Source organism: Streptomyces sp. NPDC004667, from assembly GCF_040609475.1.
Classification (GTDB): domain Bacteria; phylum Actinomycetota; class Actinomycetes; order Streptomycetales; family Streptomycetaceae; genus Streptomyces.
In genome coordinates this window covers 60,796-81,355 of the sequence record NZ_JBEXKC010000014.1, presented here as the reverse complement: position 1 = coordinate 81,355, position 20,560 = coordinate 60,796, and the positions used below count along the sequence as shown (strand labels likewise).

Sequence of the window (20,560 nt, the reverse complement as noted above, 5' to 3'; positions counted from 1 at the left end):
CTGCGTCGCCCCTCCCGTCTAGTGGATCCGGGACTCCGGTTCCTCGTCTTCCTCGTCGGGCAGTTTGACGTCGCCGACCGCGATGTTGACCTCGACGACCTCCAGGCCGGTCATCCGCTCGACCGCCGAGATGACGTTCTCACGGACCGCCCGGGCGACGTCACGGATCGACACGCCGTAGTCGACGACGATCTCCAGGTCGAGGGCCGTCTGGACCTCGCCGACCTCGGCCTTCACCCCGCGGCTGACGGCGGACTTGGCCCCGCCGGGCACCCGGTCGCGGACCGCCCCGAACGTACGGGAGAGGCCGCTGCCGCTGCCGAGGGCGTGGACGCCGAGCACCTCGCGGGCGGCGAGCCCGGCGATCTTCTCGACCACTCCGTCGGCGATGGTGGTGCGGCCCCGGTCGGCGGGGGCCCTGCCGGAACCCCCTGATGCGGATTCGGTCATCGCTGGTCCTTTCGCGCCGTACGGACTGCGGACTCCAGTCCACCGTAAGCGCCCGTGCGCGCGAACGCGCCGGGGACTACGCCGGTCGGCGGGAACCGCGTGTGCGGTTCCCGCCGACCGGGTGGTCCCGGCGCGCGGTGACGTGCGGTGGGGCGGAGCGGCGGGAGGGCCGCCCGGCCGGTACGGGGTTCGCGAGGGTCAGTCGGAGAGGCCCGCCAGGTCGCGCAGCCGGCGCGCCTGCGCGGCCCGCTCGGCGGTGCGCTGGTCGTCGTAGGGGCGGGAGGTGGCCGCGCGGAGCAGGGCCTTGGTCTCGATCACCGCGTCGCGCGGCGGTGCGAGCAGCGCGGCGCCGAGGTCCCGGACGGCGGCGTCGAGCTCGTCGGCCGGTACCACCAGGTTGGCGAGGCCGACCCGCTCGGCCTCCTCCGCGTGCACGAAGCGGCCGGTCGCGCAGATTTCGAGCGCGCGGGCGTAGCCGACCAGTGCGGTCAGCGGCTGGGTGCCCGCGAGGTCGGGGACCAGGCCCAGGCTGGTCTCGCGCATGGCGAACTGCACGTCGTCCGCGACCACGCGCAGGTCGCACGCGAGCGCGAGCTGGAAGCCGGCGCCGATCGCGTGCCCCTGCACGGCGGCGATGGAGACGATGTCATTGCGCCGCCACCAGGTGAAAGCCTCCTGGTACTCGGCGATCGTGGAGTCGAGGGTCTCGTCGGAACCACGTGCCAGATCGAGGAAGGACGGCTCGCCCTCGAAGCCTTCGGGGGTGAACGCCTGCCGGTCGAGCCCTGCGGAGAAGGACTTGCCCTCGCCGCGCAGCACGACGACCCGGACGGTGCCCGGCAACGACCGTCCGGCCTCCGCCAACGCCCGCCAGAGCGCGGGGGACTGGGCGTTTCGCTTGGCCGGATTGGTCAGGGTCACCGTGGCGAGCGTGTCGTCGATGGTGAGCCGTACGCCGTCCTTGTCGAGCAGAGCCATCTGGTGCCTCCGGTGTGCAGTCGTGGCCGCGTACTCGGCCTAAGTGACTGCACAGTAACCACCCAGTCGGCCACGGGGCCGACCGGGGGTCACCGAAGAACCGTTCGTGGAGCCGTACGAAGCTGTCGCGCGCCTCCGGCGCCGGCCTCGGCCTGACGGCCAGGGTCAGGCCGCAGCCGCCTTCTTGCCGCGCGTCGCGCCACCGCGACCACGCAGCGTGACTCCGGACTCACTGAGCATCCGGTGGACGAATCCGTAGGACCGGCCGGTCTCTTCGGCCAGCGCCCGGATACTCGCACCGGAGTCGTACTTCTTCTTCAGGTCTGCCGCGAGCTTGTCGCGCGCGGCGCCGGTTACCCGGCTGCCCTTCTTCAGAGTCTCGGCCACCCGTGCCTCCTCGTGGGAAGTGCGCTCTGGACTTCTCATGATCACCCCTCCCCGGCTTCCTGGCCACCCATTCAGCAAGGTCGGTACGACGGCATTTCCCGACGGGTGGACGCCCGAGCAGAACGGAATCTTCTCTTCCGCTGCATGACCTCCGTCACATTCCTCCGCCGCCGAGGGGAATCACCAGGTCAGGGGCAGGGCGCGGGAAAAGGAGCGGCCCCGGCCGCGCCTCGGGGAGGCTGCGGCAGGGGCCGTCGAACGGGGCGCGACGGTACGAGACCGTCTCACTCAGATGATGGATCACGCCTGAGCCGAATGATCCATAAGGAACTGGATCAGCGGGCCGGGGACCCGTCAGGCGAGGGCGACCAGGTCCCGGTAGTCCGGGCCCCACAGGTCCTCGACCCCGTCCGGCAGCAGGATGATCCGCTCCGGCTCCAGGGCCTCGACCGCGCCCTCGTCGTGCGTGACCAGGATGACCGCGCCCTTGTACGTGCGCAGCGCCCCGAGGATCTCCTCGCGGCTGGCCGGGTCGAGGTTGTTGGTGGGCTCGTCGAGCAGCAGCACGTTGGCCGAGGAGACGACCAGCGTGGCCAGGGCCAGCCGGGTCTTCTCGCCACCGGAGAGCACGCCCGCGGGCTTGTCCACGTCGTCGCCGGAGAACAGGAAGGAACCGAGGGTCTTGCGGACGTCGACCAGGTCCAGGTCGGGCGCCGAGGAGCGCATGTTCTCCAGGACGGTGCGCTCCGGGTCCAGGGTCTCGTGCTCCTGGGCGTAGTAGCCGAGCTTGAGGCCGTGGCCGGGGACGACCGTGCCGGTGTCCGGCTTCTCGGTGCCCGAGAGCAGGCGCAGCAGCGTGGTCTTGCCGGCGCCGTTGAGGCCGAGGATGACCACGCGGGAGCCCTTGTCGATGGCCAGGTCGACGTCGGTGAAGATCTCCAGGGAGCCGTACGACTTCGACAGGCCCTCGGCGGTCAGCGGGGTCTTGCCGCAGGGCGCCGGGTCCGGGAAGCGGAGCTTGGCGACCTTGTCGGAGACGCGGACGGCCTCCAGGCCGGAGAGCAGCCGCTCGGCTCGCTTGGCCATGTTCTGCGCGGCGACCGTCTTGGTGGCCTTGGCGCGCATCTTGTCGGCCTGCGAGTTCAGGGCCGCGGCCTTCTTCTCGGCGTTCTGGCGCTCGCGCTTGCGGCGCTTCTCGTCGGCCTCGCGCTGCTGCTGGTAGAGCTTCCAGCCCATGTTGTAGACGTCGATCTGGGCGCGGTTGGCGTCCAGGTAGAACACCTTGTTGACCACGGTCTCCACGAGGTCGACGTCGTGGGAGATCACGATGAAGCCGCCGCGGTAGTTCTTGAGGTAGTCGCGCAGCCAGACGATCGAGTCGGCGTCCAGGTGGTTCGTCGGCTCGTCGAGGAGCAGGGTGTCGGCGTCCGAGAAGAGGATCCGGGCGAGCTCGACGCGGCGGCGCTGACCGCCGGAGAGGGTGTGCAGGGGCTGGCCCAGGACGCGGTCGGGCAGACCGAGGGCGGCCGAGATGGTGGCGGCCTCCGCCTCTGCGGCATACCCGCCCTTGGTCAGGAACTCCGTCTCCTGGCGCTCGTACTGCTTCATCGCCTTGTCGCGGGTGCCGCCGGTGCCGGTGGCGATGCGCTCCTCGTTCGCGCGCATCTTCTTGATCAGCACGTCGAGGCCGCGGGCGGAGAGGATCCGGTCGCGGGCGAGCACGTCGAGGTCGCCGGTGCGCGGGTCCTGCGGCAGGTAGCCGACCTCACCTGAGCGGGCGATGGCGCCCGCCGCGGGCTGGCCCTCGCCGGCGAGGCACTTGGTGAGCGTGGTCTTGCCCGCTCCGTTGCGGCCGACCAGACCGATGCGGTCGCCCTTGGCGACGCGGAAGGAGGCGGACTCGATGAGGATGCGGGCGCCGGCGCGCAGCTCGATGCCGGTGGCGGTGATCACGGAAATACTCCAGGGCGGTGGGGACGGCGGAAGGGGGGCAGGACGCGCGTTGCTTCGACGCCGCTAATCCGCGAGGAGATTTGCCATGGGTTCATTCTACCGGGGGTGCGCAACCACTTTTCGGGGCCTCCCGTCGCCCGTTCGGCCCCGGGACGCCACCGGGGCGCCCGGGCGCGTATCAGGATGAAGGGGTTGATTCTCGCCGCAGGGGCGGCCACGGGACGCGAGGGCGGTGCGGTATGCAGTTCGACGACGACGCCAATCTGGACACTTCCGAGGTCAAGGACGTGCGCGGGGGCCGCATCCCGGGCGGGAAGGCCACGGTCGGCGGCGGGATCGTCGGGTTGATCGCCCTGGTGCTGGGGCTGCTCTTCGGGGTGGGTCCGGACCAGCTGGGGCTGTCGGACGGCAGCCCGCAGCCGGTGGCGACCTCGTCCTCGGCTGCCCAGGTGCAGCAGGCGTGCCGGACCGGGCACGACGCGAACACCCGGGAGGACTGCCGGCTGGTCGCGGTGGTGAACAGCACCCAGGACTTCTGGAAGCAGGAGTTCACCCGGCGCGGCGGGCAGTACAGCCCGGCGTCCACGGTCTTCTTCACCGGCCGGGTGAACACCGCGTGCGGCGCGGCCACCTCGGCGGTCGGCCCCTTCTACTGCCCCGCCGACCGGCAGGTCTATCTGGACCTGGGCTTCTTCGACGAGCTGCGGACGAAGTTCGGCGCGAGCGGCGGCCCCTTCGCCCAGGCGTACGTCGTCGCCCACGAGTACGGCCACCACATCCAGAACCTGACCGGAACGCTCCAGCGGGCCCAGGACGGGCGGCAGGGGGCGAACAGCAACGCGGTCAAGGTCGAGCTCCAGGCCGACTGCTACGCCGGGGTGTGGGCGCGCAACGCGACGAGGACCCCGGACAAGTCGACGGGGCGGCCGCTGATCACCAGCCTCACCGACCAGGACATCAGGGACGGCCTGGACGCGGCGGCCGCGGTGGGCGACGACCGGATCCAGGAGAAGTTCCAGGGCCGCGTCACCCCGGAGTCCTGGACGCACGGCTCGGCCGAGCAGCGCCAGCAGTGGTTCTACCAGGGCTACCGCACGGGCGACATGGCGCAGTGCAACACCTTCCGCTGACTGTCGGTGGCGCCTGCCATGCTGTGGTGCGAGTCACACGCGCACGTTCCTGAGAGGGAGTGATCGTCATGGCAGGCGTTCCGACCGTCTTTCCGACCCTGCTCTACCGCGACGCCGGGGCGGCGATCCGGCAGCTGACCGAAGCGTTCGGATTCACCCGGGTGGCGGTGTACGAGGGCGACGACGGCGCCGTGATGCACGCGGAGCTGGCGTACGGGAACGGCGCGGTGATGCTCGGCAGCAAGGGGCGCGGCGGCGCGTTCGACAAGGCCATGGAGGGCGCCGGTCCGTCGGGGGTCTACCTGGTGGTCGACGACGTGGACGCCCATCACCGCCGGGCCGTGGAGCACGGGGTGGAGATCCTGATGGAGCCCACCGACCAGGACTACGGCTCGCGGGACTACATGGCGCGGGACGCCGAGGGCAACGTCTGGAGCTTCGGGACGTACGCGCCGCAGGTCTGAAGCCCGCGGCGCGTACGCACGCCGCTACGCGCCGCCGGTGTGGACCTGGAAGGCGGCCCGGCGGACGGCCTTGGCCAGGGCGGGGTCGGGGTGGGCGGCCGCGAGGGCGACCAGCACCTGCACGGTGCGGGGGTGGCCGACCGCGCGGACCTCGTCCAGGAGCCGGGGCACGGTGGTGCGCACGGCCGAGTCGAGGTGGCGGGCGAGCAGGTCGGCCTCGCCGTGGTCGGCGATGGCCGCGGCCGTGTCCACCCAGAGCCAGGTCGACTCCTCGGGGGTCAGGACGTCCTGGGCCTCGTCGGGGTCGACCCCGTCGTGCTCGGCGAGCCAGAGCAGGGCGTAGGGGCGCAGCGCCGGTTCCCGTACGGCCGCGCGAACCTCGGGCTCGGCGGGGGCGCCGACCACGCGCAGGGCCTCGAAGGCCAGGCCGCGCAGCAGGGCGTCCTCGCCGCGGGCGGCGTGCAGCAGCTCGCTGACGGCGTGGCCCACGGGCCGGGCGGCGAGCCAGGCCTGGTACTCGGCGCGAGCCGGTCCGGGGGTGAGCCGGGCGCAGCCGTGCAGCATGGCGGCGGCGGACTGCTCGATGTTCCCGGCCGGGCTCTGCGCGGCGACGCAGATCTGCTCCAGCTTGACCCAGACGGCCCAGCTCCCCAGCGGGGTGAGGGTGGCGCGGGCGGGTCCGAGGGTGACGGCGTCCACGGCGGCGAGGCCGCCGAGCGCCCAGCGCAGCAGCCGGGCGAGCGGGAGCGGCCGGGTCTGCGGGGCGGCGCCGGAGTCGGGGGCGGGCCCCGGTCCGCAGGGGACCTCGCAGCGCTCGTCGCGCAGTTCGGTGACCCGCTGCCCGAGGAGGTCCAGCAGGTCCGGGACGGTCACGGGGCCGGCCGAGAGCTGGAGCAGCGACAGGAGCTGGGGCATCGCCTCGACCACCTCGGCGACGGCCGAGGCGGCGATGTCGGCGGGGGCCGGGTGGACGAGCGACCAGGCGTCGAAGAGGGCGACCCAGCCGCGCAGCACCGCGCTGTCGTCGCGGTCCCAGGCGCGCAGTCGCCAGCCGGGCCGGGCGTGGTCCCCGTGCACCTCGACGAGGCCCGAGAGGCGGGCGCGGTCCCAGCCGACCCGGATCTGGCCGTGCGTCAGGCGCAGCTCCGCGGCGGCCCGTTCGACGTCGGCGGCGGGCAGTGCGCCCGTCGGGGCGGGCCGGCCGCCGTCGCCCGCTCCGAGGTTCAGCTCGGCCCAGCGGGCCAGCCGTACCGCGTCGGCGAGGGAGGCGCGGGCCCGGTTCGCCAGGTCCGCCGTTGCGGGGGTGCCCGCGGGCGGGCGGGGGGCCGTCCGGGTTCGCCGGTCGGTCACCGCCTTGCGCGCCGTGGCGACGGAGCGCGGGGAGACGAGTCGGAGTCTGGAGTCGCGAGCCAACTGCTCATCAGGCTTTCGGGACGTCACGGAAGCAGTCTCGCCCGTCACCGGCCGAAAGCCCAAACGGAACCGGTCGTTTCCACAGGTCAGCGAGTGGACGAACCGGGGCAATCCCCCCTCCCTGCCCCCTCCGCCACAGCCCCTTCACATATAGGGGTCACATCAGGGGGACGAGGAAGCGGCGCAGTGCCTCCTCGTAGCGGGCCGGATCGGCGTTCCACATCGCCCCGTGCGCCGCGTTCCTGACGGTGTGCAGGGTGACGAGGTCGGGCCGGGCGGCGGCGAGCCGGCGGGAGGGTTCCCAGGGGGCGAGGGTGTCGTCGGGCCCGTGGAAGATCAGGACGGGGACGCGCAGGGCGCCGGGGTCGGAGCCCGGGGGCCGCCGGTCGGCGCGCAGTCCCGCGCGGCCCTCGGCGGCCCGGACCGCGAGCGGGATCAGCGGGGCCGGGGTGCGGCGGGCGGCGGCGAGCGCGCGCAGGGTGGTGTGCCAGTCCAGGACGGGCGAGTCGAGCACGACTCCGGAGATCCGGCCGGCCAGGGCGGAGCGCTCGACGGCGTGCAGGGCCATGGCGCCCCCGGTGGACCAGCCGTGCAGGACCACGCGCCGGGCTCCGTAGCGCACGGCGTAGCGGATGGCGGCGTCCAGGTCCCGCCACTCCGACTCCCCGAGGTGGCCGATGCCGTCCGGGGAGGCGGGGGCGCCGAGGTCGCCGCGGTAGGCGAGGTCGAGCACCGGGAGGCGCTGGCGCCACAGGAAGGGCATGACCACCATCGGGTGCTCCCGCCCGGCCCCCAGCCCGTGCACGGTGATCACCCAGGTGTCGCGGGCCCCGGGCACGAACCAGGCGGGGAGGGGCCCCAGCTCCCCGGGGACGTCCACGTCGGCGTGGTCGAGCCCGAGGGCGGTGCGCGGGTTGCCCAGGTGGACCTGGGGGGTGAGGGTGACGCGGGTGCCGGGGTCGAGGCTGCCGTGGGTGACGGCGGTCAGGCGGCGCACGACGGTGTCCGGGGCGGCCGGATCCTCGTCGAGGACGGGGCCGACCACGGCGTGCACCCCGGGCGCGGTCAGTCCGTAGGCCCCCGGGCGCAGGGAGGCCAGGGAGCGGGTGAGCACCACGCGGCCGTCGGCGACGGAGTGGACGCTGAGCCGGGGGCTGCCGGGCAGGGGGCGGCCGGGCTCGTTGCGCAGGGCGGCGTCGGCGGCGTACCGGCCGGCCGCGACGGCGGCCGCTCCGGCACCGATCAGGGTGGTGGTGACGGCCGCTGCCGTCGCTGTGGCGGTACGCACGGCTCCAGTGTCGGCGCGCGGGGGCGGACGGGCCACCGGAGGGGGTCCCGGCCGCGCGGACGGTGCCGCGATGGAACCGGAGTGATCTACCTCTCTTTCCCGGCGCCACCAGGGGGGCCGTACAGGCCGGAAGGCCCGTCCGGAGGAGTCCGTTCACCCGGCTCTGACATGCATCAATCGATATATCTACGACAGAATCGGGACCAAGGGCCCGATCGCGGGTCGGGGCGGGACACCATCCGTCCCGAGTCAGTTCATCTTCCGTTCACCCAGGTTGCCTACGGTCGCCGAGCCACTGACGTCAAACAGAAGCCTGGGTAAATGGAGCACATAACGCTTCTCCTCGGGATCGTGATCATCACCGCTCTCGTGTTCGACTTCACGAACGGTTTCCACGACACGGCCAACGCGATGGCCACCACCATCTCGACCGGCGCCCTCAAGCCCAAGACGGCGGTGGCCATGTCCGCCGTGCTCAACCTCGTCGGCGCGTTCATGTCCGTGGAGGTCGCCAAGACGATCTCCAAGGGCCTGGTCAACGAAGAGGGCATCCAGCCGGAAGTGATCTTCGCCGCCCTGGTCGGCGCGATCCTCTGGAACCTCGTCACCTGGCTGGTCGGCCTGCCGTCCAGCTCCTCGCACGCCCTGATGGGCGGCCTGATCGGTGCCGCGGTCGCCTCCGCCGGACTGGGTGCGGTCAACGGCGACGTCGTCGTCACCAAGGTGCTGATCCCCGCGGTCGCCGCGCCGATCGTGGCCGGTGTGGCCTCGATGCTGGCCGCCAGACTCACGTACAGGCTCGGTGGCAAGGTCGGCGAGAAGACCGCCACCAAGGGCTACCGCGCCGGTCAGATCGCCTCGGCCGGCCTGGTCTCCCTCGCGCACGGCACCAACGACGCGCAGAAGACCATGGGCATCATCACCCTCGCCCTCGTCGCAGGCGGTGCGCTCGCGCCCGGCTCGAACCCGCCGGTCTGGGTCATCGTCTCCGCCGGTCTGGCCATCGCCCTGGGCACCTCCATCGGTGGCTGGCGCATCATCCGGACCATGGGCAGCGGCCTGACCGACCTGCAGCCGCAGCAGGGCTTCGCCGCCCAGACCTCGGCCGCCAGCGTCATCCTGGCCTCCTCCAGCCTCGGCTTCTCCCTCTCCACCACCCACGCCTGCTCCGGCGCGGTCATGGGTGCGGGCCTGGGCCGCAAGGGCGGCGTGGTCCGCTGGTCCACCGCCACCCGCATGTTCGTCGCGTGGGGCCTGACCCTGCCGGCCGCCGCCCTGGTGGCCTCCGGCGCCGAGCTGGTCATGCGGACCGGTGACGTCGGCGTGGCCGCCGTCGCGGTCTTCCTGGTCGCCTCCTGCGTCGCCATCTGGGTCATCTCCCGCCGCCAGGTCGTCGACCACACCAACGTCAACGAGGTCGACGCCGCCTCCACCGGGGCCGGCGCCGAGCAGCCCGGCGTCGTCACCACCGCCATCGCGGCCGTCGCCGTCCCGCCGACCGCGGGTACGACGGCCGCCGTGACCGACGAGGACCTCAAGGCCACCATCCCGGCCGCGACGGCGAACCCGGCGACCCCCGCGGCTCCGGCCGCCGCGGTCTGACCCCGAGAACGACAGAGGAAACGGCAGTATGAAGATCGACTGGGCAGCACTCGGCTCCGTCTTCGGGGTCAGTCTCTCCGCCACCGTCGCCCTCGTGGCCCTGTTCACCCTGGGCCTGATGGGCCTCTCCAGGCACGAGGCCGCCACCGAGCAGGGCGGGACCGCCACCCTGGCCCGTAGCGGCGCCTACGCCTGCTTCGCGCTCTGCGCGGCGGCCGTCACCTACGCGATCTACCTGATCGTCAGCTGAGGGTCCCCCGAAGCTCCTCGAAGGCTCCCCCCGGACTTCTCCCGGGGGGAGCTTTCGCATGTCCCCGCCTCCCCTTCGCCCTCCGTCCCACCGCAGGTCAACAGCGAGTTGACGGGCGTTCGCGGGGCGTGGTGGACTGCCCGAGCCATCACGGCGGCATGGAGAGGAAGTCCGGTGCGAATCCGGCGCGGTCCCGCCACTGTCACCGGGGGCCCCACGCGGCGCGTGCGGGACCCCGGGAGCCAGGAACTCTCGCCGCCGGACACGTCGAACCAGGGCGCGGACCCTGAGTGAGGACATACCTGCCACCATGCGTGCCGACCGCGTCTTCGCGTACGGCGCCACGGCGGGCCTGATCGGCGACCGGATCCTCGGGGATCCGCGCCGTGGGCACCCCGTGGCCGCCTTCGGACGAACCGCCGCCGCCGTCGAGGGCGCCCTGTGGCGCGACGACCGCGCCCGGGGCGCCCTGCACACCCTCCTCTGCGCCGGGGGCGCGGCCGCCGTCGGCGCGCTCGGCGCCCGCGCCGTGCGCTCCCGGCCCGCGGCCGCCCGTATCGCCCTGACCGCCGCGGCCACCTGGGCCGTGGTCGGCGGCACCTCCCTCGGCCGCGAGGCCCGCGCCATCGGCGGGGCGCTCGCCGTCGGGGACGCGGAGGTCGCCCGGGAACGGCTCCCCCACCTGTGCGGTCGGGACCCGCACGCGCTGGACGAGCAGCAGATGGCCCGCGCCGTCGTGGAGTCCGTCGCCGAGAACACCTCCGACGCGGTCGTCGGGGCCCTGGTGTGGGGCGCCGTCGCCGGGATCCCCGGGCTGCTGGCCTTCCGCGCCGTCAACACCCTCGACGCGATGGTGGGCCACAGGTCGCCCCGCTACCTGCGCTACGGCTGGGCCTCCGCCCGGCTCGACGACCTGGCCGGCTGGCCCGGGGCCCGGCTGACCGCCCTCGCCGCCGTGGCGGCCGGACCGGACCGGCGCGGAGCCGTACGGGCCTGGCGCGCCGACGCCGCCGCCCATCCGAGTCCCAACGCCGGCCCGGTGGAAGCCTCCTTCGCCGGCGCCCTCGGCGTCCGCCTCGGCGGGACCCTGTCCTACGGTGGCCGGGTCGAACACCGGGCGGTGCTCAACGGAGCGGCCGGGCGGCCGGTGGAGGTCGCCGACATCGACCGCGCGGTACGGCTGTCGCGGCGGGTCACCTGGCTGGCGCTGGGGGCCTGCGTGGCGGGCCGGACCCTGGCCTCCCGCGCACTGCGGAGCGCCCGCACCACCTCGACAAGGAAGGGACGCGCATGAGCGGCGCGCGGCGCGGCGGCGGACTGCTGGTCGCCGGTACGACCTCGGACGCGGGCAAGAGCGTGGTCACGGCGGGCATCTGCCGCTGGCTCGCCCGGCAGGGCGTGAAGGTGGCCCCGTTCAAGGCCCAGAACATGTCCCTCAACTCCTTCGTGACCCGGGAGGGCGCCGAGATCGGCCGCGCCCAGGCCATGCAGGCGCAGGCCGCGCGGGTGGAGCCGACGGCCCTGATGAACCCCGTCCTGCTCAAGCCCGGCAGCGACCGCAGCAGCCAGGTGGTGCTGCTGGGCAAGCCGGTGGGCGAGATGAGCGCGCGCGGCTACCACGGAGGACGGCAGGAACAGCTGCTCGGCATCGTCACGGACTGCCTGGAGCAGCTGCGGGGCACGTATGACGCCGTGATCTGCGAGGGGGCGGGCAGTCCGGCCGAGATCAACCTGCGCCGGACCGACATCGTGAACATGGGCATCGCGCGGGCCGCGCGCTTCCCGGTGGTCGTGGTCGGCGACATCGACCGGGGCGGGGTCTTCGCCTCCTTCTTCGGGACGACGGCGCTGCTCTCCCCCGAGGACCAGTCGCTGATCGCGGGCTACATGGTCAACAAGTTCCGGGGCGACGTCACCCTCCTGGAGCCCGGCATGGAGATGCTGCGCGGACTGACGGGACGGGCCACGTACGGGGTGCTGCCGTTCCGGCACGGTCTGGGCATCGACGAGGAGGACGGCCTGCGGGTCTCCCTGCGGGGCGCCGTGCGCGAATCGGTCGTGGCCCCGCCGGTCGGCGAGGACGTGCTGCGGGTCGCGGTGTGCGCGGTGCCGCTGATGTCGAACTTCACCGACGTCGACGCGCTCGCGGCCGAGCCGGGCGTGGTGGTGCGGTTCGTGGACCGGGCCGAGGAACTGGCCGACGCGGACCTGGTCGTCGTACCGGGCACGCGCGGCACCGTGAAGGCACTGGAGTGGCTGCGCGAGCGCGGGCTCGCGGACGCCCTGGCCCGGCGGGCCGCCGAGGGCCGCCCGGTGCTGGGCATCTGCGGCGGCTTCCAGCTGCTCGGCGAGCACATCGAGGACGAGGTCGAGTCGAAGGCCGGCGCGGTCGCGGGCCTCGGGCTGCTGCCGGTCCGCGTCCGCTTCGAACGGGAGAAGACCCTGGCCCGGCCGGTGGGCACGGCGCTCGGCGAGCCGGTGGAGGGGTACGAGATCCACCACGGCGTGGCCGAGGTCCTCGGCGGCACCCCCTTCCTCGACGGCTGCCGGGTCGGCGCCGTGTGGGGCACCCACTGGCACGGCTCGCTGGAGTCCGACGGATTCCGCCGGGCGTTCCTGCGGGAGGTCGCCTCGGCGGCGGGGCGCCGGTTCGTCCCGGCCCCGGACACCTCCTTCGGCGCGCTGCGCGAGGAGCAGCTCGACCTGCTGGGCGACCTGATCGCCGAGCACGCCGACACCGGTGCGCTGCTGCGGCTGATCGAGGGGGGCGCCCCCGCGGGCCTCCCGTTCCTCCCCCCGGGCGCCCCGTGAGGGGCCGGGGCATCCCCGTGACAGCGGGGAGCAGAGCAGCAGTTCGATCACGTGCTCGTGGGGGAGCGGGCCGTCCCCGTCACCACGGGGAGCAGATGACCAGCACGGCCGGGGGCCGCACCCGCTCGACGCGGAGCGGACGCGGCCCACTCGAAGGAGTGATCAACCGATGAGCACGAGCACCACTCACTTCCCGTTCACCGCGGTGGTCGGGCAGGACGACCTGCGGCTGGCGCTGCTCCTCAACGCCGTGAGCCCGGCGGTCGGCGGCGTGCTCGTGCGCGGTGAGAAGGGAACCGCCAAGTCCACCGCCGTCCGCGCGCTGTCCGCGCTGCTGCCGCAGGTGGACGTCGTTCCCGGCTGCCGCTTCTCGTGCGCCCCCGCCGCTCCGGACCCGGGCTGTCCGGACGGGCCGCACGAGGCGGGCGCGGGCACGGCCCGTCCCGCCCGCATGGTGGAGCTGCCCGTCGGCGCCTCCGAGGACCGCCTCGTCGGTGCCCTCGACATCGAGCGGGCACTGGCCGAGGGCGTGAAGGCCTTCGAGCCGGGGCTCCTCGCCGACGCGCACCGCGGGATCCTCTACGTCGACGAGGTGAACCTCCTCCACGACCACCTGGTGGACGTCCTCCTCGACGCCGCCGCGATGGGGGCCTCCTACGTGGAGCGCGAGGGCGTCTCCGTACGCCACGCCGCCCGCTTCCTGCTCGTCGGCACCATGAACCCCGAGGAGGGCGAGCTGCGCCCGCAGCTCCTGGACCGGTTCGGGCTGACCGTCGAGGTGGCGGCCTCCCGCGAGCCCGCCCAGCGCGTCGAGGTGGTCCGCCGCCGGCTGGCCTACGAGGACGACCCCGCGGCCTTCGCGGTCCGCTGGGCCGACGAGGAGCACGGGGTGCGCGCCCGGGTCGTGGCCGCCCGCGCGCTGCTGCCGCAGGTGTCGCTCGGGGACACCGCGCTGCTGCAGATCGCGGCCGCCTGCGCCGGCTTCGAGGTCGACGGGATGCGCGCCGACATCGTGATGGCCCGGACGGCGACGGCCCTGGCGGCCTGGGCGGGGCGGACCGCGGTGCGCAAGGAGGACGTGCGGCAGGCGGCCCTGCTGGCGCTCCCCCACCGGCGCCGCCGCAACCCGTTCGACGCCCCCGGGCTGGACGAGGAGATGCTGGACCGGATCCTCGACGGGTTCCCGGACGAGGAGCCGGAGCCGGAGCCCGACCCGGAGCCCCAGGGCCCGGACGACGGCGGCGACGGGGACGGCGGCGGCCCGGACGGGGACGGCGGCGGGGTCCCCCCGCAGCACGACGGGCCCCCCGCCCGGGAAGCGGACTCCCCCGAGGCCGCTCCGGACGCCCCGGACACCGGCCGCGAGGACGCCCCGCAGCCCTCCCCGCAGGGCTCCGGCGCCGCCGAGCAGGCCCCCGTGGCGGCCACCGAGCCGTTCCGCACCAAGGTGCTCAGCGTGCCCGGCCTCGGCGAGGGCGCGGCGGGGCGGCGTTCCCGCGCCCGTACCTCCCACGGCCGCACCACCGGTTCCCAGCGCCCCCGCGGCCACCTGACGAAGCTGCACCTGGCGGCCACCGTCCACGCCGCCGCCCCGCACCAGAAGGCACGCGGGCGCGACGGGCGCGGGCTGGTCATCCGCAAGGACGACCTGCGCCAGGCCACCCGCGAGGGCCGCGAGGGCAACCTCGTGCTGTTCGTGGTCGACGCCTCCGGGTCGATGGCCGCCCGGCAGCGGATGAGCGCCGTCAAGGGCGCCGTCATGTCGCTGCTCCTCGACGCCTACCAGCGCCGCGACAAGGTCGGCCTGATCACCTTCCGCGGGTCCGGGGCCGAGCTGGCGCTGCCGCCCACCTCCTCGGTGGACGCCGCGGCCGTCCGTCTGGAACGGCTGCCGACCGGTGGGCGCACCCCGCTCGCCGCCGGGCTGCTCAAGGCCCACGAGGTGCTGCGCGTCGAACGGCTGCGGGACCCTTCGAGGCGCCCGCTGCTCGTGGTCGTGACCGACGGGCGGGCCACCTCGGCCGGTGTCCCGGGCGGCCGGACGGGCGACACGCCGCGTGAGCTGTCGGGCCGCAGCGCCCGGCTGCTGGCCGCCGAGGGGATCGCCTCGGTGGTCGTGGACTGCGAGTCCGGGCCGGTCCGGCTGGGGCTGGCCGGGGTGCTCGCCGCCGATCTGGGGGCGCCGGCCGTGACCCTCGACGGGCTGCGGGCCGACTCGCTGGCCGGGCTCGTGAAGAACGTACGTACCGCGGTGACCCACACCGCGTCACCCAACAGCGTCTCCAGGAGGGCCGCGTAATGCCGCAGGGACAGCCGTCCGTCGTTCCCGACGACGGACTCACGACGCGTCAGCGCCGCAACCGTCCGCTCGTCTTCGTCCACACCGGCCCGGGCAAGGGCAAGTCGACGGCCGCCTTCGGGCTGGCGCTGCGCGCCTGGAACCAGGGCTGGTCGATCGGGGTGTTCCAGTTCGTCAAGTCGGCGAAGTGGAAGGTCGGCGAGGAGAACGCGCTGAAGGTGCTGGGCGCTTCCGGCGAGGGCGGCCCGGTCGTGTGGCACAAGATGGGCGAGGGCTGGTCCTGGGTCCAGCGCGACGCGCAGCTCGACAACGAGCAGGCGGCGAAGGAGGGCTGGGAGCAGGTCAAGCGCGACCTGGCCGCCGAGACGCACCGCCTCTACGTGCTCGACGAGTTCGCGTACCCGATGCACTGGGGCTGGATCGACGTGAACGAGGTCATCGAGGTGCTGCGGGACCGTCCCGGCACCCAGCACGTGGTCATCACGGGCCGCAACGCGCCGCAGGAGCTGCTGGAGTTCGCGGACCTGGTCACGGAGATGACCAAGGTCAAGCACCCGATGGACGCGGGCCAGAAGGGCCAGAAGGGCATCGAGTGGTGACGTCCGTGAACGTGCCCCGGCTGGTGATCGCCGCGCCGTCCTCCGGCAGCGGCAAGACCACCGTGGCGACGGGCCTGATGGCGGCCTTCGCGGAGCGCGGCCTCGCCGTGTCCCCGCACAAGGCCGGGCCCGACTACATAGACCCCGGCTACCACGCGCTCGCCACGGGCCGGCCGGGGCGCAACCTGGACGCCTTCATGTGCGGGCCGGAGCTGGTGGCGCCGCTGTTCGCGCACGGCTCCGCCGGCTGCGACCTCGCCGTGGTCGAGGGCGTGATGGGGCTCTACGACGGGGCCGCGGGGCGGGGCGAGCTGGCGTCGACGGCGCAGGTCGCGAAGCTGCTGCGGGCGCCGGTGGTGCTCGTGGTGGACGCCTCCTCGCAGTCGCGGTCGGTGGCGGCGCTGGTGCACGGCTTCGCCTCCTTCGACCCGCAGGTGCGCCTGGGCGGGGTCATCCTCAACAAGGTGGGCTCCGACCGGCACGAGGTCATGCTGCGCGAGGCGCTGGAGGAGGCCGGGATGCCGGTCCTCGGCGTGCTGCGGCGGGCTCCGCAGGTGGCGACCCCGTCGCGGCACCTGGGGCTGGTCCCGGTGGCGGAGCGGCGGGCCGACGCGCTGGCCTCCGTGGCGGCGCTCGCCGAGCAGGTGCGGGCGGGCTGCGATCTGGAGGCCCTGCTGGCGCTGGCCCGTACGGCGCCCCCGCTGGACTGCGCGGTGTGGTCGCCCCGGGAGGCGCTGGCCGGGGCGGCGGAGGGGTCCCCGGACGGAACGTCCGCCACGTCCCCTGTGTCCTCCGCTTCCCCCGTGTCCTCCGTGCCTGCCGGGCCGCGGCCGGTGGTGGCCGTCGCCGGCGGGCCCGCCTTCACCTTCTCCTACGCCGAGCACGCGGAGCTGCTCACGGCCGCTGGGGCGCAGGTGGTCGCCTTCGACCCGCTGCGGGACGAGGCGCTGCCGGACGGGACGTCGGGCCTGGTGATCGGGGGCGGGTTCCCCGAGGTGTACGCGCCCGAGCTGTCCGCGAACGAGCCGCTGCGGGCGGCCGTGGCCGCCTTCGCGGAGGCCGGCGGGCCGGTGGCGGCGGAGTGCGCCGGGCTGCTCTACCTGGCCGGTTCGCTGGACGGGAAGCCGATGTGCGGGGTGCTCGACGCCGACGCGCGGATGTCGGAGCGGCTCACGCTCGGGTACCGGGAGGCGGTGGCGGTGGCGGACAGCTCGCTCGCCGCCAACGGGACCCGGCTGCGCGGCCACGAGTTCCACCGGACGGTGATCGAGCCGGGCGCCGGCACCACGCCGGCCTGGGGGTTCACCCATCCGGAGCGGCGGGTCGAGGGCTTCGTGAAGGGCGGGGTGCACGCCAGCTACCTGCACACCCACTGGGCGGCGCGGCCCTCCGTGGCCGCCCGCTTCACGGCGGCGGCGCGGGCCGCCGCGGAATCCGGGGCCGTCGGGGGCGCCCGGGACGGCGGGTGATCCCCGGGTGAGGTCAGTCCGCGACGCCGACCACGAGCCAGATCCCGGCCACTCCGCCCAGCGTGCACATCAGGGTGGAGAGGGCGGGGTGTTCGTGGTGCGCCTCGGGCAGGATCTCGGCCGCCGCCAGGTACAGCAGGACACCTCCGAAGAAGCCGAGGTAGGCCCCGAGGGGTTCCTCCGGAAGGGTGAACAGCAGAGTGGACGCGGCGCCCACGACCGGTGCCACCGCGTCCGCGAAGAGCATCTTCAGGGCCTTGCCGCGGTCGTTCCCGTAGAGGGTCGTGAGGGTGTACGTGTTGAAGCCGTCGGCGAAGTCGTGCGTGAGGACGGCCAGGGCCACGGCGAGGCCCATCCCCCCGCCGACCTGGAAGGCGGCGCCCAGCGCCACCCCGTCGGCGAGGCTGTGGCCGACCATGGCCGCGGCGGCCGTGAGCCCGACCTGGGGGACCCGGCCGCCGTTCTCGGCGCCGTGCGACGCCTGGCGGACCGCCAGTACCCGCTCCACCACGTGGGCGACGAGGAACCCGCCCACGAAGAGCAGCAGGGCGAGCGGGACGCCGAAGACCTCGTCGCCGGCGGCGTGCATCGCCTCCGGGAGCAGGTCGAGTCCCACCACGCCGAGCATCAGCCCGCCGGCCAGCCCCAGCACGAGGTGGCGGCGGTCGGTGACGCGTTGCGCCGTCCATCCGCCCGCCAGCGTCATCAGGAACGCGCCCAACGCCACGATCACCGCCATGTGCCCCTGGATACCGACTGTCGGCCGGGCGCGCACTTCCGCGCGCGGGTGGCGGGCGACACCGTGTTGACGACAGACAGACGCAAGTGACTACGGAGGGGAGGACCCCGGTGGGCGAGTACGTGACCAAGCTGGTGGTCGGGGTCGGCGGACGGGCGGGGGTCTCCGTGGCGGAGGTCTGCGCGCTCGTCGAGGAGACGCTGCGGGGCGCCGGGCTGTCCGCGGGGGCGGTGACGGCGCTGGCCACGGTGGAGTCCAAGACCCTGGAGGCGGGGATCGCCGGGGCGGCGGAACGTTTCGGTGTGCCGCTGGTCGGCTATCCCGCCGAGGAGCTCGCGCGGATCTCCGTACCGCATCCCTCGGGGGCCGTGCGCGAGGCCGCCGGGACGGCGTCGGTGGCGGAGGCGGCGGCGCTGGCGGGCGGCGGGGAGCTCCTGGTGCCCAAGCGCCGGTCGGTGGCGGCGACCTGCGCGGTGGCCACCGTGCAGGAGCACGACCTGCGCCACCACGGGGACGCGGAGGTGGTGGACGCGGGCGGCGCGCTGGTGGACCTGGCGGTCAACGTACGGGCGGACACGCCGCCCCAGTGGCTGAGGCGCCGCATCGCGGACAGCCTCGGCTCCCTGGCCGCGTACCCGGACGGCCGGGCCGCGCGGGCGGCGGTGGCGGCCCGGCACGGGCTGCCGGTGGAGCGGGTGCTGCTGACGGCGGGGGCGGCGGAGGCGTTCGTCCTGGTCGCGCGGGCCCTGGGTGCCGTACGGCCGGTGGTGGTGCACCCGCAGTTCACCGAGCCGGAGGCGGCCCTGCGGGACGCCGGGCACCGGGTGGAACGGGTGGTGCTGCGCGCTGCGGACGGGTTCCGGCTGGACCCGGCGGCGGTGCCGGAGGACGCCGACCTGGTGGTCGTCGGGAACCCCACCAACCCCACCTCCGTGCTGCACCCGGCCGCAACGCTGGCGGCGTTGGCCCGGCCGGGGCGGACCCTGGTGGTGGACGAGGCCTTCATGGACGCCGTCCCGGGCGAACGGGAGGCCCTGGCGGGGCGGATGGACGTACCGGGGCTGGTGGTGCTCCGGAGCCTCACCAAGACGTGGGGGCTGGCCGGGCTGCGGATCGGCTACGTGCTGGCGGAGCCGGAGGTGATCGCGAAGCTGGCGGCCGCGCAGCCGCTGTGGCCGGTGTCTACGCCGGCGCTGGTGGCGGCCGAGGCCTGTGTGGCTCCGGCGGCGCTGGCCGAGGCGGAGGAGGCGGCCCGGCGGATCGCGGTGGACCGGGCGCACCTGCTGGCCGGGCTCGCGGAGTTCGAGGAGATCTCGGTGGCCGGGGTCGCGGAGGGACCGTTCGTGCTGGTCCGGGTGGCGGGGGCGGCGGAGGTCCGCACCCGGCTGCGCGCCCTCGGCTTCGCGGTCCGCCGCGGCGACACCTTCCCCGGCCTGGACTCTTCCTGGCTGCGCCTGGCGGTCCGGGACCGCGCGACGACCGGCCGCCTCCTCCAGGCCCTGGACCACGCCCTGACGCTGGCCTCCCGGTAGCACCGGGGGCGCGGCCGGCCGGGCCCGGGGAGCGCGCCACCCGCCGGGCGGCGCGGCCGCGAACGCTACGAGGTCCTGCCGCGCCGGGTCACCACGAGCGCGCCCGCGCCGATGCCGAGGAGGAGCAGCGCGCCGCCCGCGACGTACGGGGTCACGGAAGCGGCTCCGGTCTCGGCGAGGTCGGCGTGGGTGACGGCCGTTCCCGTTCCGGTGGCGGCCTGTGCCTTGATGTCGGGCTTCGCCGACGGGCCCGTCGAGGGGGCGGGGCCCTCGGGGGCGGTGCAGTGCGCCTCGGCGAGCACGACCTCGCCGTCGACCTCGGCCACGTTCAGGTTCAGCGGGTTCACGGACACCTTCAGCCGGAGCGCGGACGCGGCGGCGGTGGTGGAGGTGGTCTGGGTTCCGGACAGTTCCAGGCTGACGAGGCCCACGCCAGGGACCTCGACCTTGGTGGGACCGCCCGCCGTCAGGGTGATCTTCTTGCCGAGCGCGGTGACGGAACCGAGGACGTTCGAGCTCGCGACCGGCTTCCTGCCCGCCTCGCAGACGGCCTTGGAGGTGACCTTCTCCACCTCGATCAGGGAGAGCGCCGGCAGTCCGGGGACGTGCACCTTGGCGTGGGCGAGGTTCGCCTCCGCCTGGGCGCGGCTCTGGTCGGCGGTGGCCTTGGCGGTGGCGACCTCCGCCTTCAGGACGCTCACCGGCTGGCCCTGTTCGGCTCCGTCGAGGGTGACGGCCAGGGCGGTCTTCTCGGCGGTGGCGGGGGCGCTGACCTCGTTGAGGGTGGCCTTCAGCGGTACGTGCACGGCCTTGTTGAGCAGGCCGACGTCCAGTCCGGCCCGCAGGACGACGGCGCCGGAGCTGCCCGTGCCCGCACCGCCGCCGGGGCCGTCCGTGGCGAGGGCGGGCGGCGCGGAGAGCAGGGCCACCGCCCCCGTGGCGAGCAGAACGGCCGCGGGCAGGCGGAAGGTGTTGCTGTTCAAGATGGTGGAACCCCCGGGGAGATGGGAGCCGTCGCGGCGGCGCCAATGGGGGACATTGCGCGCGCCGACGGCTTCGACGCTCGAAATCTTTACGCACTGTGAGTGAACGGGCAGGCACCTGAGGTGAGTTCACCCCAACGGGTGGTTTTCATGCGCACATTCGATTTGTGGCGCCCCATTCGGCACGCGCGTTCCCTCCAGCCCCACCACCAC

18 protein-coding genes and 1 riboswitch are annotated in these 20,560 nt (G+C 74.3%); of the genes, 10 read left to right on the top strand and 8 right to left on the bottom strand.

Annotated features, from left to right (window positions below):
- Positions 1–18: 18 nt before the first annotated feature.
- From ABZW32_RS10900 to ABZW32_RS10885, 4 genes are all read right to left on the bottom strand, one after another.
- A complete protein-coding gene (locus ABZW32_RS10900; protein WP_356214062.1) occupies positions 19–450 on the bottom strand; it encodes an Asp23/Gls24 family envelope stress response protein in 432 nt (143 codons plus the stop codon).
- A 198-nt stretch (positions 451–648) separates the two neighbouring features.
- Entirely contained in the window at positions 649–1,428 is a 780-nt protein-coding gene (locus ABZW32_RS10895) for an enoyl-CoA hydratase/isomerase family protein (protein WP_356214061.1), read from the bottom strand.
- Positions 1,429–1,593: 165 nt separating this feature from the next.
- A complete protein-coding gene (locus ABZW32_RS10890; protein WP_007263382.1) occupies positions 1,594–1,815 on the bottom strand; it encodes a helix-turn-helix domain-containing protein in 222 nt (73 codons plus the stop codon).
- Between the two features lie 354 nt (positions 1,816–2,169).
- A complete protein-coding gene (locus tag ABZW32_RS10885) occupies positions 2,170–3,768 on the bottom strand; it encodes an ABC-F family ATP-binding cassette domain-containing protein (protein ID WP_356214059.1) in 1,599 nt (532 codons plus the stop codon).
- Between the two features lie 239 nt (positions 3,769–4,007).
- On the opposite strand from ABZW32_RS10885, the gene ABZW32_RS10880 reads away from it, so the two are divergent.
- Positions 4,008–4,898, top strand: coding sequence for a neutral zinc metallopeptidase (locus tag ABZW32_RS10880; RefSeq protein ID WP_356214057.1), 891 nt, complete (start codon positions 4,008–4,010; stop codon positions 4,896–4,898).
- Positions 4,899–4,966: 68 nt separating this feature from the next.
- The gene (locus ABZW32_RS10875) at positions 4,967–5,362 is read left to right on the top strand and encodes a VOC family protein (protein WP_356214055.1); all 396 of its coding nucleotides are present in this window, start codon (positions 4,967–4,969) and stop codon (positions 5,360–5,362) included.
- Between the two features lie 24 nt (positions 5,363–5,386).
- Here ABZW32_RS10875 and ABZW32_RS10870 read toward each other — a convergent pair whose 3' ends face one another.
- Both ABZW32_RS10870 and ABZW32_RS10865 read right to left on the bottom strand, forming a co-directional pair.
- Positions 5,387–6,712, bottom strand: coding sequence for a hypothetical protein (locus ABZW32_RS10870; RefSeq protein WP_356214160.1), 1,326 nt, complete (start codon positions 6,710–6,712; stop codon positions 5,387–5,389).
- A 220-nt stretch (positions 6,713–6,932) separates the two neighbouring features.
- Entirely contained in the window at positions 6,933–8,063 is a 1,131-nt protein-coding gene (locus ABZW32_RS10865; protein ID WP_356214053.1) for a prolyl oligopeptidase family serine peptidase, read from the bottom strand.
- A 321-nt stretch (positions 8,064–8,384) separates the two neighbouring features.
- Between ABZW32_RS10865 and ABZW32_RS10860 the strand changes: the two genes are divergently transcribed.
- The 7 genes from ABZW32_RS10860 to ABZW32_RS10830 all read left to right on the top strand — a co-directional run bounded on the left by ABZW32_RS10860 (position 8,385) and on the right by ABZW32_RS10830 (position 17,093).
- Entirely contained in the window at positions 8,385–9,665 is a 1,281-nt protein-coding gene (locus ABZW32_RS10860) for an inorganic phosphate transporter (RefSeq protein WP_356214051.1), read from the top strand.
- Positions 9,666–9,693: 28 nt separating this feature from the next.
- A complete protein-coding gene (locus ABZW32_RS10855) occupies positions 9,694–9,915 on the top strand; it encodes a hypothetical protein (protein WP_356214049.1) in 222 nt (73 codons plus the stop codon).
- A gap of 162 nt (positions 9,916–10,077) precedes the next feature.
- Positions 10,078–10,167, top strand: a riboswitch (cobalamin riboswitch).
- Between the two features lie 58 nt (positions 10,168–10,225).
- Positions 10,226–11,209 (top strand): cobalamin biosynthesis protein, encoded by a 984-nt coding sequence (locus tag ABZW32_RS10850; RefSeq protein WP_356214047.1) that lies wholly within the window; start codon positions 10,226–10,228, stop codon positions 11,207–11,209.
- Positions 11,206–12,726: a cobyric acid synthase gene (locus ABZW32_RS10845; protein WP_356214045.1), complete on the top strand. Its 1,521-nt coding sequence runs from the start codon at positions 11,206–11,208 to the stop codon at positions 12,724–12,726. The genes ABZW32_RS10850 and ABZW32_RS10845 overlap by 4 nt, the downstream gene beginning before the upstream one ends.
- 169 nt (positions 12,727–12,895) lie before the next feature.
- Positions 12,896–15,025 (top strand): putative cobaltochelatase, encoded by a 2,130-nt coding sequence (locus tag ABZW32_RS10840; protein WP_356214043.1) that lies wholly within the window; start codon positions 12,896–12,898, stop codon positions 15,023–15,025.
- Complete coding sequence (gene cobO / locus ABZW32_RS10835) at positions 15,025–15,624, top strand: cob(I)yrinic acid a,c-diamide adenosyltransferase (RefSeq protein ID WP_030233409.1); 600 nt, start codon at positions 15,025–15,027, stop codon at positions 15,622–15,624. Before ABZW32_RS10840 ends, cobO begins: the two co-directional genes overlap by 1 nt.
- Positions 15,618–17,093: a cobyrinate a,c-diamide synthase gene (locus ABZW32_RS10830; protein WP_356214041.1), complete on the top strand. Its 1,476-nt coding sequence runs from the start codon at positions 15,618–15,620 to the stop codon at positions 17,091–17,093. The genes cobO and ABZW32_RS10830 overlap by 7 nt, the downstream gene beginning before the upstream one ends.
- Before the next feature lie 13 nt (positions 17,094–17,106).
- On the opposite strand, the gene ABZW32_RS10825 is transcribed toward ABZW32_RS10830, so the two are convergent.
- Entirely contained in the window at positions 17,107–17,832 is a 726-nt protein-coding gene (locus ABZW32_RS10825) for a ZIP family metal transporter (protein ID WP_356214039.1), read from the bottom strand.
- A gap of 122 nt (positions 17,833–17,954) precedes the next feature.
- Here ABZW32_RS10825 and cobC point away from each other — a divergent pair, with 122 nt between their 5' ends.
- The gene (gene cobC / locus ABZW32_RS10820) at positions 17,955–19,364 is read left to right on the top strand and encodes an Rv2231c family pyridoxal phosphate-dependent protein CobC (protein ID WP_356214158.1); all 1,410 of its coding nucleotides are present in this window, start codon (positions 17,955–17,957) and stop codon (positions 19,362–19,364) included.
- 65 nt (positions 19,365–19,429) lie between these two features.
- Here the strand turns inward: cobC and ABZW32_RS10815 are convergent, their stop codons facing one another.
- Positions 19,430–20,347: an SCO1860 family LAETG-anchored protein gene (locus ABZW32_RS10815; RefSeq protein ID WP_356214037.1), complete on the bottom strand. Its 918-nt coding sequence runs from the start codon at positions 20,345–20,347 to the stop codon at positions 19,430–19,432.
- Between the last annotated feature and the right edge of the window lie 213 nt (positions 20,348–20,560).